This window comes from Streptomyces sp. NPDC030798, from assembly GCF_055572275.1.
In genome coordinates, this window is record NZ_JBVIDR010000015.1 from 107,359 (window position 1) to 120,748 (window position 13,390).

The window sequence follows — 13,390 nt, forward strand, 5'->3', positions numbered from 1 at the left end:
GCCAGTGGCGCTCTGGCCGGGGCGGGCCGTCCGCCGCCGGGGGGACGGGGGCGGCGGACGGCGTCTGTGGGTTACTCCTGCGGCGGCTTGTGGCGGCGCAGGTTGTCCCGCTCGGTCAGGGACACTTCCTTTCCGCACGGGCATTCGCCGTAGCGGCGGCCGTGCAGGTGGAAGAACTTCGGGCCGGTGTTCTTGGCGTTGACGGTGCGGATGGTGCCGGGGACCGGGGTGGTGTTGGTGCAGTAGCCGTTGGCGGTGACGGCGGGCGTGTCAGCCACGGGGGCCCTCCTCGTCGGTGTCGGTGATCCGGGGCACGGGATGACGGCCTGCCGGAGTTCGGCCGTGTCCATGGGGTGCAGCCATCCGTTCCGCACGGTCCAGCCGCACGCGCGGGGGTGGGGCTCGGTGGCCGTGGTGGCGATCAGGACGGCGCTGCGTACGGTGCTGCCCTCCAGCGCGAACACCAGCAGCGTGCGCAGCGCGCAGTAGTCGTCTTCGTCCAGCACGGCCAGGCGCAGCGGGGCGGTGCCGATAGAGAGGTCGGCCTGAGCCCGGACGAACGTGTCGTCGGTGCGCTCGGCCACGAGATTGAGCGTGTGTTCGCCGTCGCCGAGTGCCTGGAGCAGGGCGGCAAGCGCGGTCAGGGTGCGGCTCATGGCGGCCGCTATGGCGGCGTCGTCGGGGCGGGTGAGCTCCGGGCGTGCGGGCATGCGGGTACTCCTTGCGGACGGGGCGGTGAGCACCGGGGCCGGCGCACGTGTCTCGTGGCGCGGCGAGGGTTCTTCTGGGCGCGCGGTCTGCTCCGCAGACCGCGCGCTGCCGCTACGCGGCAGACGGCGGGGCGGGCGCGCTCCGCGCTCCATGGCCGGGTTGGGGGAGCGCTCCGCGCTCTGGGGCCGGGCGGGCACCCCCCCGGGCGGTCCGGGAGGGTGCCCGCCCAGCGCTGGGGCGGGGCGTGGGGCCCGTGCGGGCCGGGCTCGGGGAGGTTCCCGGCCCGCACGGGGGTCTGTCAGCCGTGCGCGGCGGCGGCCGTCAGGGCGGGCAGCGCGAGCGCTTCCAGGGCGGCGGCCTGGTCGGCGTCGGTGAGGGTCTGCGCGGTCGACGTGACGGCCTGCATCACGCCTCCGGCCGTCATCTGACCGCCCCGCACGAAGTGCGAGAGGATCATGTCCTTGGCCTCGGCACCGATGCTGAGCGTCTTGGTGACGTGCTCGATGGTCTTGGTCGGCTCGTCCAGCGTCTTCCCTGCGGCGGCCTCCACCTGGCGCACCTTGGCCTCGACGTACTCCCGCGACAGGAACGTGCGCACGGCGTCGGCGGTCTTGGACGTGATCAGCTCCAGCGTCTTGCGCTGGGTCTGACCGGACCAGGACACGACCCCTTCGTCCTGCTTGCCTCCGAGGTGCACGGCGCGCATGACGTCCTTGGTCTCGGTCAGGCCGTTGCGGCACACCTGGATGACGGCGCGCGGGGTGATGGTGTACGCCCCGGAACCGACTTCGCTGTTGGTGATGACGAACCCTGCGGAGATCACCGGAAGTTCGTCACCGCTGCGGCCGTCGAACGGGGACCGGTAGCCGCGCAGCAACTCGGGGGCCTGGATGGCGACGGCTTCGGACTCGACGCGCACGTACATGCGCCGGTCGGTCAGGTCGCACCCCGTGACGCGGGTGGGGTGGCCGGACTGCTTCACCCCGTCCAGGGCGGCCAGCAGCATGTCGAAGTTGTCCATCAGCTTGTAGCTGTCGGACAGCAGCGCGCGGGCCACGCCCTCGGCGGGCGGCATGCCGGGGCCGCTGTCGCCCCGGAATGCGCGGAGCATGAAACGGCGCTGCGGCTCCTCCCGCAGCCACGCGTTCACGTTCTCGTCCAGCAGCGGGACGTTCTCGGCGCGCATGCGGCGCAGGTAGGCGAGCGGGATACGGAGCTTGTCTGCGATCCCCTGGTCGGCCACGGCGGTGGGCCGGTAGATGCCGTCCACGTCCGTGACACCGTCCTCGGTGATCAGGGACTCCACACCCTCGACGTGCACGTTTCCCTCACGGAACCGCAGCGCGGACGCGGGGGCGATCACGTCCAGCTTGCGCCGGTTCTGGTCCTCCAAGATGCGGACCAGGTCGGAGAGTTCGGCGTTGCGGGCACCGGTGGGGGCCACGTTCGTGGCGCGCTCGGCGAACTGCTGAGTCATGCGGTGTTCTCCCCTTCGTGTTGGCTTCTGCGGTTCGGGGGGCGGGGCCACCGCCCCCCGAACAACGTCAATAATAGTGTGTTTCAGGGGTGAGTGAACCCACCCCTGACCAGCACGTTTACCCCATGGCGCGGAACACTGGCAACGGCGTCAGGCTCGTGCGACGCGCACCCGTGACCACCGTTACCGGTGCCACGCCGCGCATCTCGCACAGGTCGTAGCGCAACTCGGGCTCCCCGCCGAACGGGTCGGCGTGCACGTGGATCGCGCACACCCACAACGCGCCGTGACGCTGGGTCACACTGCCGTGATAGTCGACCTTCTGCCACAGCGCGGGCCCGGGGTACTGCGGAACCGTCACCCGCTCCATCAGGTCGGCGAACGCGCGCGTGACGGTCTCTCGGTCGACCGGGATACCCGCCACAGCTGGGGCGGTGTGACCCGTGCGCACCCCCATCGCCCAACCCAACACGAAGAACGGCACGACCGCGTCCAACTGCTCCTGAGACACCCCCAGGGCGTCAGGGTCGCTCACACCGCGCGCCAACTCCCGCAGCGTGTAACCGGCCTGCTCCTCCTCCGCCTGCGTCACCGGCTCACCGGTCCGGCTCACAGTCTGCGTCTCTTCCATGATCCCTCCAGCCGGGGGCCCGGAGCTGCTGCGCCCCGGACCCCCTTGCTTTGGGAGCGACGTACTTGTTTGGTCACTCCGCCTTTTCGCCTACCGGCCGTCCATCCCGAGAATGGAGACGATGAATTCCGACCAGTGGTAGTGCTCGAAGAATGCCAACGGCACAAGGGCGAACGGTCCGGCCAACAGGTAGTCATCGACCTTGGACCACGTCCGGTATGCCGCGTGGCCGACACTCCTACGCCACGTGATCTCTACCGTGACCTCGCACCCGATCACGCTCGGGTGGAATTCCCGGTAAATCCGGCCCAACTTCCCTCCGGGACGCGACACATGCACGTGGTGGATCCCGTCGGCGCGTTCGGCTATCCGCTCGAATTTCCACGCCTGCCCGGCGACTGCACCCGTCTGCGCGCGCAGGGTGCGGCCCGTCCTGATTTCCTCGCCGGTCACACACGATACGAGCTTCATGTTCAGTCTCCCCTTTTTCCGATCATGATGTGTGGACCCCCGGGGGAAACGGCGGAATCCTTCGGCTGCTTCCCCCGGGGAGTTGTCTGCGGATTACTTCAGGAATCCGCGAGACTGGAGGAATTCAGCCGTGATGTGCGCGATTCCCTGCGGCTTGTAGATCTGCGGGAAACGCCGCATCTCCACTTCGGTGCGCCCGATCTCGTCCGGCTCGGGAAGCTGGTGAACCAGCCGGTAGGGACGGTCACCCGTCGGCATTTCCAGCACGACGGGGCCAACCTTGGTGTCGAAACGAATGCCGGTGTAGTTCGCGTCGGAGTTGTGCACGATGTTCGCGCCTGCCCGCTGGCAGATCAGGGGCAGGAAGTTCGCGATAGTGCGGGCCTGAATTGCGAGACCGGTCATGGGTGCGTCCTTACCGCCGCGCACCCGGCGGACGATTCCGTCAGAGATCTGGATCTCCACGTCTTCCCCTTCGTTGGACTTCTGCGGTTCCCGGGGGTCGCCTCCCCCAGGACTTCAAATAATAGTGGATGTGGGCTGTGAGGGGAAGACCTGTTGCGCCCCGTGTTGCGTACAGGGTTGCGCCTGATATTGCGTCAGGTGTTGCGCTGGAGGTTGCGGGGGTCTGGCGGCCGGCTTCTACGTCATCGCAGGTCAACGGCCCTGCGGGCGCGTGGTCGGGTTTCTGACATCCCCTCTGCTGCCACTTGTTCCGCCCCGGTTGAAGGATGAGTGAGTGGTGGGTGGGTGCGGGTTGGGGTGGTGGGGTGGCTGCTTCGGGGATGGGGGTGGGGTGGTGTGTGGTTGCGCGTCGGCCGGAGGCCGCCGCGCCGTGCCGGTGGTGTGTGGGGGTGTGTAGGGGGCCTGGTGGGCCTGTGTGGGGGTGTGGGTGGGTCGGGCAGCTGCCCCGTGCTCTCTCGCCCGTCCTGCTCCCGTCTCGTTCCTTCCTCGGCGTCCTCGGCTCGGCCCGGGGCCGGGCCTCCTGTCACGATCAGCCAGAGGTGAGGCCTGCGTCGACGACTTGAGAGCCTCTGGCCTGCGGGATCTCGACTAGGGCCGGACGATTCTCTGAAACGTCTGACCTGTTGCTTCTCTGATTCGAGGTCCTCTGACCTGGCACGCCGCACCCAGCGGTAAGCACCGAGGCCGGAGCCGTGCGGGACGCCTCGTCGGGCGATGACCGGTTTGATGCCCTGGGCCCAGACGAGGCGGCGGTACTTGTCGTGGTCGTAGCCCCGGTCGGCCAGCAGTATGTCGGGGCGTCGCCGTGGCCAGCCGATCAGGCCGGCCACGGATGGGACCTTGGCGAGCAGCGGCATCAACTGGGTGACGTCGTTGCGGTTCCCGCCGGTCAGCGACACGGCGAGCGGGACGCCCTGTCCGTCGACAAGGACGTGGTGCTTGCTGCCCGGCCGTGCTCGGTCGACCGGGCTCGGTCCACTTTTGGGCCCCGTCGGGCGGCCCGGACGTGGCTGGAGTCGATCACCGCCCGCGACCGGTCCAGCTGCCTGGCCGACCGCAGCTTCGTCAGCAGGACGCCATGAAGCCGGTCCCACACGCCGGCCTCGTTCCACGCGGCAAGACGGCGCCAGCACGTCATGCCAGAGCCGAAGCCCAGCTCGTGGGGCAGGTACTCCCACTGGATGCCGGTATGCAGCACGAACAGGATCCCGCACAGAGCCTGCCGGTCGGGCACCTGCGGTCGCCCCGGCACCAGCTTCGGTGCCGGAACCGGCAACAACGGCTCGACCAGCGACTACAGTTCATCCGACACGATCCACGGTCGGGAGTTCCGCTTCGCCACGAACGGACCAACGAGCGTCCAAGCCGACAGTCACATGATCAACAGCTTCTGTTAGGACCTCTAAGAGGTCAGCCTGCTGGCGCCAATGGCCCGACCAACGCGCTCTCGGCGTCCTGCCGGCGCCGACGACGATGGACTGGTCACTTGCCTGTCCTGCGGACACTGCTACCGCTCCCTCGGCCCCCACCTCGCCCGCACGCACGACATGACGGCCGCCGAGTACCGCGCCGAACACCGCCTCTCGGCGCGCTCGCCACGATCCGAGGCCTTCTCGCGAGGCTGCGGCTCTCAGCGTTTGATGCGGCCGCGTACGGCGAGGGCGGCTAGGGCGAGGAGGGTGGGTTCGAAGAGGCGGGAGGCCATCTCGATGTAGGTGCCGGCAGTGGTGAGGCTCTGCCCGCTGGAGCGGAAGACGACCGAGTTCACGGCCACGCGGGTGGCTTTCTCCGCGCGGGCCCAGGTCATGTGCTGGGTCCATCTGCCGTCTAGGGCAGGGTCGGGGGTGCTGGTGTGAAGAATGATCCTGCGGCCGTGAACGGTGCCGGTGGTGGCAGGGTCGGGGTCGTGGGTGGGCAGGCCGAAGCTCATGAGCAGCAGGATGGTCAGGCTCATGGCGGTGAGTAGCCACGCCACGGCACGGGAGGCGCGCAGGCCGTAGCCGGAGAGCAGCCAGTACGCCCACAGCAGGCGCCGTTCGGCCTCCGGGGTGTCGGGATCGTGGCGGCGCATCTCGCACTCGCCGTAGTAGAAGTCGGCGGCGCCGGGTTCGTTCTTGCCGTCCTCGAAGGCTTTGCGTAGCTGCCGGTAGAGCGCGGCGACGTCCTCGGGATCGGGGGTGAGAGCTGGGTCGGGATGATGTGCTCCACGACGCCAGTGCCCGGGCGGTGCCGTCGTGTCTGCGGGCAGGGCAGGCTGGTCAGCGGTCTGGGCCCGCCAGTGGTGTTCCTCGGCAAGGGTGCGCCGGGGCGACCAGCGGACTGGCCAGACGCCGCGGCGGTGCCAGCCGGTGGGGGTGGGGGCGAATGTGGTGCGCCCTTCGAGACGGAGCTGGTCGAGATGGAAGGCTCCGGAGAACAGGCAGTCGGTCAGGTCGGTATCGGGTCAGGACCAGATGGGCAGCATCGACTCCCTGCACCGAGGTCACTCGTACGTCCGTCGGGCCGGTCAGCAGGCTTTCCTCTGCTGGGCTGCCGGGCGGGGTGGCAAAGGGGGTGGGGTGGGCGATGACCGCTACGGGGGCGGACAGGACTGCGTGGCTTAGGTCCACTGCCGCGTAGCGCAGACGGATGATTGCTGTCGAGTCCCACCGGGTCCGCCCACAGTCCACCTCCCGCGCCGCTATCTCCACCGTTACCGGTACCGCGAACACGGCCCCTGCCAGAACAACCGTCCCCGCACACACCACCGGCCCGATCACCGGTACACTCTCAAATCGCGCCTCCTGGAACCCCGCGTCGCCGAAGAACTGTGCTCCGTTGAACCGGGCAGCGCCGGAAAACTGTGCTCCGTCGAAGCGGGCGGCGCCGGAGAAACGCACGCTGCCGAACCCGGCAAGCCTGGAGAACTGTGCTTCGTCGAACCGGGCGGGGCCGGAGAACTGTGCCCCGTTGAACCTGGTGACGTGCGAGAACTGCGCACTGTCGAACCGGGCCTCGCTGGACAACTGCGCCCTGTCGAACCAGGCGAGGCCGGAGAACTGAGCTCTTGTGAACCGGGCGAAGCCAGCAATCTGTGCCCCGTCGAACCTGGTGGTGCCGGAGAACTGCGCCCTGTCGAACCGGGCGAGGTCGGAGAACTGCGCCCCGTCGAACCAGGCGTCGCCGGAGAACTGCGCCCCGTCGAACCGGGCGAGGCCGGAGAACTACGCCCCGTCGAACCGGGCGGCGTCAGAGAACTGCGCCCCGTCGAAGAGGGCGTCGCCGGAGAACTGCACCCTGGCGAACAGGGGGGCGCCGGAGAACTGCGCCCCGTGGAACTGGGCGTGACCGAGGCGAGGGTTGCCGGTGGTGGGGTCGTGGAGCGCGTCGAGGAGCTGGTCAAGGAGGTTTCCGGTGAAGGGGGTGCCGCGGTGGTCTATGGGGGCGCCGGGGCGCAGGCTGGCCAGGTAGGCGGTGCGGTCGGCGTCGGTGAGGTGGGCCAAACATTGGGTGTGACCTGTGACATGGATGCCGCGGCAGCCGATCGGGTCGCTGCTGTTCGCGCCATCCGCGCAGTGCGGCCAGGGTGGCGTTGGCGTCGGGCTCATCGGCGACTCCCACGGATGTGTCAAGGACGGGAGCGCGCTCAGTGCGCGCCAGTTCCTGTCCGGCGGAAGACGCTGTACGGCGGGACGGGGTTCTGGGGTGCCGCACGGCCCGTCGGACCGGGTGTTTAGGTTCCGATTCGACTTGTCGTCTGCCGTGTCGCTGACCAGCGGCTTTGGGTATCTGTCCAGACGGTTTGTCGGCGGATTCGTCCAGCCGATCTGTCGGATTCTTCGGACGGACCTGCGTGGAAGACCGGGACCGAGGATCACGGGGGCCGCTGACATCGAGCGCGGCTACTCCGGGTCAGGCAAGGCGCGACTGCGGAAGGCGACCGATGGCGACGAAGGAAGCGGGGACGAGTAGGCCAGTGGGAACTGCTTTGCCCCGGGGGTAGCGCGAGGCCCCCCGTCGCTCCGCAGAGACGGGGGGCTTCGTACTACCGGCGACTTCTGGCCGGGCGATGGATTCGGACGCAGCGGAGCACGATGAAGGCGGCGGTGGCCGCGACTATCTCCTGGACGCCGGGTGTCGTGTGGAGGACGTACCAGCTGACGCCGGCGAGGATGGTGTCGGCCAGGTTGGGGCGTCTCCAGGCGATGGCGATGAGTCGCCAGTTGTGTGTTTCCATGGGGGGTGTCCTTTGCTTGTCGGGATGATGAGTCACGAGGACGCCTGGGGATCGCCCCGGCACGGGCGGTCCCCTTCCTCATCTCGACGGTATGCGCCTCGGGCGCCAAGTCGTGAGCCTGCACTCCGCCACCGTTTGTGACCTGCGGTTTTACCTCAACTCATCGAGAATAGCCGGGAGTTGCGGTCAGGTCTCTGACCTGCGGTTTCCGCAATGTGCTTGCGGGAGCCGATATTGAGGGGTGGGAGAGAGTGTGACGGGTGGCTGATTCTCGCCGTCGGGCAGATACGCGCCTGTGGCCGCGTACCGCGCCCCGGCTCCCCGCTCATGGATCGGGGGCGCTGCGCGGTGGGGCGGCCTGGCGCTGGGGGAATGCAGGTTTCCGTTCGGCGCGGACGTTCCGACGACAGAACGGCCGGACACCGACAACTCTTTTCGGAACCTACACAGGCCCTAGGGGCGGGTGGCGCCGACGTAGTCGGAGTCGGGCATGGCGCTGGTGAGGGGGGCGAGGGAGACGTCGCGTCCGGTGCGGGGGGCGTGCAGGACGTTGCCGTCTCCTGCGTAGATGGCGACGTGGTAGATGGCGGCGCCGTGGGCCCAGAACAGCAGGTCGCCGGGTTTGAGGTTGCTGCGGGAGACGGGGTGGTCGGATGTGGCCCGGTACTGGTCGGCGGCGGTGCGGGGCAACTTTGCGTTGGGCCAGTAGGCGTACTGGGTGAGGGAGCTGCAGTCGAAGCCGACGGTGTGGGAGGCGACGCAGTGGCCGTTCTGGTAGCCGTTGGTGCCGTCGCAGAATCCGGTCGTTGGGCCTTGGGGGCTGCCGCCGCCGTAGGAGTAGGGGGTGCCGATGCGGGAGGCGGCCTTGCGTAGAGCGTCGGGGCCGTCGACATCACCGCCGCCCAGGTGCGGCTGCTGGGGATCGTGACGACCGCGGGCATCGCCGTCCAGGCCCTGGCGCTGATCCCGTTCGCCAGGGCGGCCGGTTTCCGGTTCCGGCCGCGGTTCGACTGGCGGGGCACCGGCCTGGGCAAGAGCGTGCACGCAGCGAAGTGGACGCTGCTGTTCGTCCTGGCCAACCAGGTCTCCCTTACGGTGGTTACGAACTACGCCAACGCCGCCGACCAGGAGCTGCCGCAGGCCGGCGCAGGCTACTCCGCCTACACCTACGCGCAGACCATCTGGATGCTGCCGCAGTCGATCGTGACCGTGTCCCTGGTGACGGCGCTGCTGCCGCGCATGAGCCGGGCCGTCGCCGAGGGCCGCATCCCGGACCTGCGCGCGGACCTGTCCCGGGCGCTGCGGATCAGCGGCGTGGTCATCGTGCCCGCCGCCTTCCTCTTCCTCGCCCTGGGGCCACAGATCTCTTCGCTGCTGTTCGCCCACGGAGCAGCCGATGCCGCCTCAGCCCGCCCACTGGGCTACATGCTGCAGGCGTTCGGGCTCGGGCTCATCCCGTTCTCCGCCCAGTACCTGCTGCTGCGCGGCTTCTACGCCTTCGAGGACACCCGCACCCCGTTCTTCATGGCGGTCTGGATCGCAGGCGTGAACATCGCCCTGGCCACCGATGCCATGTGGCCCTGCCCGCCCGCTGGTCGGTGGTCGGCATGGCCGGGGCCTACACCCTCTCCTATGTGGCCGGTCTCGCACTTACCGCCTACCTGCTGCGCAAAAAGATGGGGGGCAGGATCGACGACGGAGGTCTGCGCCGCACCTACGTGAAGCTGTTGTGCGCCGCGTGCCCGGCTGCTGGACTGGGCTGGGCCGCAGCGCGTGCGTGCGCTGGCCTGGGAGAGGGGACGTGGCCTACTGCTGTCGCCTTGGCTGCCGGGGCGCTCGCGACAGTCCTGGCGTATCTCCTTCTTGCCCGGTTGCTGAAGGTCAACGAGCTCCGTCGTCTGCCCGGGATGCGTTGAGTCCAGGCAAACGATGGAAGGGGGCGGGTAAGAACGCCGGCACCGGCCGACATAGGTGTCACGTCCGGCGACGTGCGGCGGGGTCGCGTTCGGCGACGTGCCTGGCGACGCATCGACGCCGGGGCGGGCGTATCGCTCCAGGGAGCGGACGGAGGCGTGGCGAGAGCGGGCCAGCAGCATCGCTGTGGCGGAGCCGGTGCAGGGGTGTCGCCGAGGTGAGTCCAGAAGCCGCCAATAGTTGATCTTGGAGGCGCCAGCCCTTTCCCCGGGCGGCGGGGTCGCGTTCGGCGACGTGCCGTGCAACGGCGTCAACCCGGGACGGGCGTACCGGGGTCCCAGTAGTTCTCGCCGAAAAAACAACGCTAAACGGATAGGGCGTCCTTGAGCTGGGGTGACGTCGATCGAGAGCCGTACCGTGATCGTGAGAGCACCCCATCCCCCTCGGCGCGCGCCGCGCCACCGTGCGTGCCCTGCACGCCGCACACCGGCGCTTGGTCTTCAGCCTCCTCGGCCACGCGCTGCGTCTCGGTGAACTCCGGCCCTCCGAACCCGCCGACCACTAGGCTTGATCCATGACCTCCGACGAGTCCACGCCCTACCCGGAACCCTCGCTGGAGGACATACAGGCTGACCCTCCGCCAGGAGACAGCGAAGAGGAAAAGTCCCTGCACCGGCGCATCGTTGACGGATGGAACGGCCTCGGGGTGGCTGGCAAACTGGGTGTGGCCGCTGCGGTGGCCGGAGCCATCGTCCTCGTCGCCGCTGCCCTCTCCAGCACCGACGAGACCGAGACCGAATACAACCCCGACCAGTTCGATGACAGCACCGGCCCAGAACCCGTCACCCGCATGTACACCAACCATGCAGGTGGCTACTACGTGTGCAGTCACACGGGATGCAGCAAGAAGATCAACCACATCTACATGACCGATCACGACTGCTGTGGCCGGTGCTCGCGCGGCAGAGACTGCATGAAAGCCGCGGCGAGCGAATACGACGGTCCCGGCGGCTTCCCTCACACCTACATCGAGGGGCTCCTGTACCTCGGCGTCTGCACGGTCTGCGGCGAAGGACCCGAAGGCCACCGGTCAGACGATCCGAATCGCTGGCCGGACCGCTAGGGAAGCACTGAGGGGTGTGACCGAGATACGCGCCAAAGGGGCAACGAGATGATCTTGAAGCCTTGATCTGCTCGGATACGTGCGGCGGCGTGCAGCAGGGTCGCGTTCGGCGACGTGCCGGGCGACCGAGTCGACGCCGGGACGGGCGTACCGCTCCAGGGAGCGGACAGATGCGTGGCGGGAGCGGGCCAGCAGCATCGGGGTGGAGGTGCCGTCCTCGGCGTCGTGTGTCAGGGCGCTGTGGCGGAGCCGGTGGAGGGTCCAGCCGTCCAGGTCCTCGATGTCGTCGGGTGAGGCGAGGGGGTTGGCCAGCAGCCGGGTGTTCTCCTCGAAGATCTCCTCAGCCCGGCGGTAGGAGAGCCGGGCCCGGCCGGTCTCCGGGCACACGTCGAGCGTCGGTGTTCCGGCCGGGGCCCTGCGGTCGGTGAGGAACAGCGGCCCGCGGGTGCGGCGGGCGATGAGCCGGGGCAGCAGCTGGGCGGTGCCGGACTGCCAGTGAATCCACTCGGTCGCGCCGCCCTTGGCGGTGATCTTCCCGCGCTTGTCCTGCGGGTAGAGGTCTTCCACGTTGAGGCACAGCACCTCGTCGGCACGTGCGGCGGACTCGTAGAGCATCTTCCACTGCGTCTTCTCCCGCAGGGCGACGTCGAGGCGCCACAGGGCGGCGATCTGATTCTCGGCCAGGGCCTTGGTGCGGTCCGGCGGTGCCGGCCGCCGCTCGATGCCGATCGTCGGGTCTCCGTCGATCCAGCCCTGGCGCTGCCACCAGCCGATCGCCTTGCGTGCGATGGACAGTTCCCGGTTGACGGTGTCGGCGTCCATCTCGTCCGCCCGTGCCGCCGCCAGTTCGGCCAACACCTCCGGCAGCTCCGGGTCGTCGATCCCGGTGACGGGGAAGACGGGCGGCTTCGCGCCCCGGCGGGCGGGTCCGGTCGGCGCGGGTTCGCCGGCGAGCATCCATCCCCACGTGGTCAGCGAGATCCGGTGGATCCGCGCCGAGGACTTCGCGATGCCCGCGCCGGTCAGGTACCGCTCGACCGCCGCGGTGTACGACGAGGGCGGGGCGGACAGGGGCACCACCCGGGCGCGCGGCACCCGCAGCGCGCCCCCGGTCCCGAGCTCGGTCACCGGTTCGATCGCCATGCCCGTCCCGCCCTTCCGGCTCTGTCGCAGTAAATGCGTACACCTCGCCCCGACGGCCGGGATGGCCCGTCGCAAGTTGCGATGATCACGGTAGAGGCTCCGCCGCAGTAAATCCGGCATTTACTGCGGCAGCACTCCACGGAAGTGAGCTCTACAGACCGCAGCGATGACTACCGGGCGCTACTTGTCGAGTGGCGGCAGCTATACGAGAACTGGACCCAAACTCTGGTCGCTATGTAACACAGCCTGGCCGCAAGTCAGGTTCTTTGCCGCCGTGACCATTGTGGTCGGCGCGGTGGCGCTGGTACCCCAGGCGGACTGTGGGCGGTTGGCCAAGGAGCTGACCGGCTCCTGGTCGGAAGCAAGGGGCGGGTAGCTGATCAGGTGAGCCGTTTGAGGACGGCTTCGACGGCGTCGACGAGGGTGTCGCCCTCGGTGCCGGGGCGCCTGATCAGCCCGAGTTCGACGTCAGGGAGTGCGGGAAGGCCGTGTACGGCGGTGCCCGGTTCGACGGTGGCCGGAAGGAGGGCGGCGGCGCCGAGGCCGGCGCGGACGGCCGCCCGGACGCCGGGCAGGCTGGTGCTCTCGAAGGCGGTGCGCCAGCCGCGTCCGGCGGCTTCGAGGGAGTCAAGGAGCGGTTGGCGCCAGCGGCAGGGTTGGGAGAAAAGGACCAGGGGGAGGGGGTCGAGGGTGGTGTCCAGGCTGGGGGCGGCGGCCCAGGCCATGGGGAGGCGCGCGGTCCACCGGGGTGGTTCGGGGAGGTAGGACGGGTCGCACAGGGCCAGGTGGATGCGTCCTTGGCCGTATGCCTCGCTAAGTACGGGGCCAGGGCCGCTGATCAGTTCCAGGGTGGCCCTGGGGTTCATGCGGGTGAAGTCGGCCAGGGCCTGGGGGAGCGGCACAGTGGTGAGGTCTTCGAGGAGGCCCACGCCGCAGTGCCCCTGGACGGCCGGGCCGGTGGCGCTGAGCGCCTGGGTGGACAGGGCCAGGATGCGTTCGGCGTATGGCAGCAGCGCCTCGCCGGCCTTGGTGAGGGTGACGCCGGTGGCGGCGCGGTGCAGGAGTGGCTGTCCGACGGTGCGTTCCAGCCTGCGCAGTTGCTGGCTGAGTGCGGGCTGGCTGTGCCCGAGCGCGGTGGCGGCGCGGCTGATGCTGCCGGAGCGGGTGCAGGTGACGAAGACCCGCAGCTGTGCCATGTCCAGATCCGATCTCATAACCAGACGTTATGTGGCATCTCTG

General features: G+C 69.1%; 14 protein-coding genes and 3 pseudogenes. 3 read left to right on the top strand and 14 right to left on the bottom strand.

Annotated features, from left to right (window positions below):
- Positions 1–71: 71 nt before the first annotated feature.
- From ACZ404_RS29940 to ACZ404_RS29965, 6 genes and pseudogenes are all read right to left on the bottom strand, one after another.
- The gene (locus tag ACZ404_RS29940) at positions 72–710 is read right to left on the bottom strand and encodes a hypothetical protein (protein ID WP_468445230.1); all 639 of its coding nucleotides are present in this window, start codon (positions 708–710) and stop codon (positions 72–74) included.
- A gap of 299 nt (positions 711–1,009) precedes the next feature.
- Positions 1,010–2,188 carry a DUF932 domain-containing protein gene (locus ACZ404_RS29945; RefSeq protein ID WP_468445232.1) on the bottom strand — a complete coding sequence of 393 codons (1,179 nt, stop codon included), beginning with the start codon at positions 2,186–2,188 and terminating at the stop codon, positions 1,010–1,012.
- A 118-nt stretch (positions 2,189–2,306) separates the two neighbouring features.
- Positions 2,307–2,819: a hypothetical protein gene (locus tag ACZ404_RS29950; RefSeq protein WP_468445234.1), complete on the bottom strand. Its 513-nt coding sequence runs from the start codon at positions 2,817–2,819 to the stop codon at positions 2,307–2,309.
- Positions 2,820–2,909: 90 nt separating this feature from the next.
- The gene (locus ACZ404_RS29955; protein ID WP_468445236.1) at positions 2,910–3,290 is read right to left on the bottom strand and encodes a hypothetical protein; all 381 of its coding nucleotides are present in this window, start codon (positions 3,288–3,290) and stop codon (positions 2,910–2,912) included.
- A 93-nt stretch (positions 3,291–3,383) separates the two neighbouring features.
- Complete coding sequence (locus ACZ404_RS29960) at positions 3,384–3,755, bottom strand: hypothetical protein (protein ID WP_459754543.1); 372 nt, start codon at positions 3,753–3,755, stop codon at positions 3,384–3,386.
- Positions 3,756–4,417: 662 nt separating this feature from the next.
- Positions 4,418–5,046: pseudogene (locus ACZ404_RS29965) on the bottom strand (IS5 family transposase); the annotation flags it as partial.
- A 136-nt stretch (positions 5,047–5,182) separates the two neighbouring features.
- Here ACZ404_RS29965 and ACZ404_RS29970 point away from each other — a divergent pair.
- Entirely contained in the window at positions 5,183–5,470 is a 288-nt protein-coding gene (locus tag ACZ404_RS29970) for a MucR family transcriptional regulator (protein WP_468445238.1), read from the top strand.
- Here the strand turns inward: ACZ404_RS29970 and ACZ404_RS29975 are convergent.
- From ACZ404_RS29975 to ACZ404_RS30000, 6 genes and pseudogenes are all read right to left on the bottom strand, one after another.
- Positions 5,386–5,826 (bottom strand): hypothetical protein, encoded by a 441-nt coding sequence (locus ACZ404_RS29975; protein ID WP_468445240.1) that lies wholly within the window; start codon positions 5,824–5,826, stop codon positions 5,386–5,388. The genes ACZ404_RS29970 and ACZ404_RS29975 overlap by 85 nt on opposite strands.
- Before the next feature lie 187 nt (positions 5,827–6,013).
- Positions 6,014–6,634 carry a pentapeptide repeat-containing protein gene (locus tag ACZ404_RS29980; protein WP_468445436.1) on the bottom strand — a complete coding sequence of 207 codons (621 nt, stop codon included), beginning with the start codon at positions 6,632–6,634 and terminating at the stop codon, positions 6,014–6,016.
- A gap of 33 nt (positions 6,635–6,667) precedes the next feature.
- Positions 6,668–6,898, bottom strand: a pseudogene (locus tag ACZ404_RS29985) (pentapeptide repeat-containing protein); the annotation flags it as partial.
- Between the two features lie 60 nt (positions 6,899–6,958).
- Positions 6,959–7,237, bottom strand: coding sequence for a pentapeptide repeat-containing protein (locus tag ACZ404_RS29990; protein ID WP_468445242.1), 279 nt, complete (start codon positions 7,235–7,237; stop codon positions 6,959–6,961).
- A gap of 542 nt (positions 7,238–7,779) precedes the next feature.
- Positions 7,780–7,971 (bottom strand): hypothetical protein, encoded by a 192-nt coding sequence (locus ACZ404_RS29995; protein ID WP_468445244.1) that lies wholly within the window; start codon positions 7,969–7,971, stop codon positions 7,780–7,782.
- 453 nt (positions 7,972–8,424) lie between these two features.
- A complete protein-coding gene (locus tag ACZ404_RS30000; protein WP_468445438.1) occupies positions 8,425–8,922 on the bottom strand; it encodes a C40 family peptidase in 498 nt (165 codons plus the stop codon).
- Between ACZ404_RS30000 and murJ the strand changes: the two are divergent.
- Positions 8,860–9,887 (top strand): annotated as a pseudogene (murJ, locus tag ACZ404_RS30005) (murein biosynthesis integral membrane protein MurJ); the annotation flags it as partial. The gene ACZ404_RS30000 and the pseudogene murJ sit on opposite strands and share 63 nt — an antisense overlap.
- Positions 9,888–10,459: 572 nt before the next feature.
- Positions 10,460–11,008, top strand: a complete 549-nt coding sequence (locus ACZ404_RS30010; RefSeq protein WP_468445246.1) for a hypothetical protein — start codon at positions 10,460–10,462, stop codon at positions 11,006–11,008.
- Here ACZ404_RS30010 and ACZ404_RS30015 read toward each other — a convergent pair.
- On the bottom strand, positions 10,976–12,151 hold the full coding sequence (locus ACZ404_RS30015) for a tyrosine-type recombinase/integrase (protein WP_468445248.1): 1,176 nt from the start codon (positions 12,149–12,151) through the stop codon (positions 10,976–10,978). The genes ACZ404_RS30010 and ACZ404_RS30015 overlap by 33 nt on opposite strands.
- Positions 12,152–12,531: 380 nt before the next feature.
- Entirely contained in the window at positions 12,532–13,365 is an 834-nt protein-coding gene (locus ACZ404_RS30020) for a LysR family transcriptional regulator (protein ID WP_468445250.1), read from the bottom strand.
- Positions 13,366–13,390: the final 25 nt, after the last annotated feature.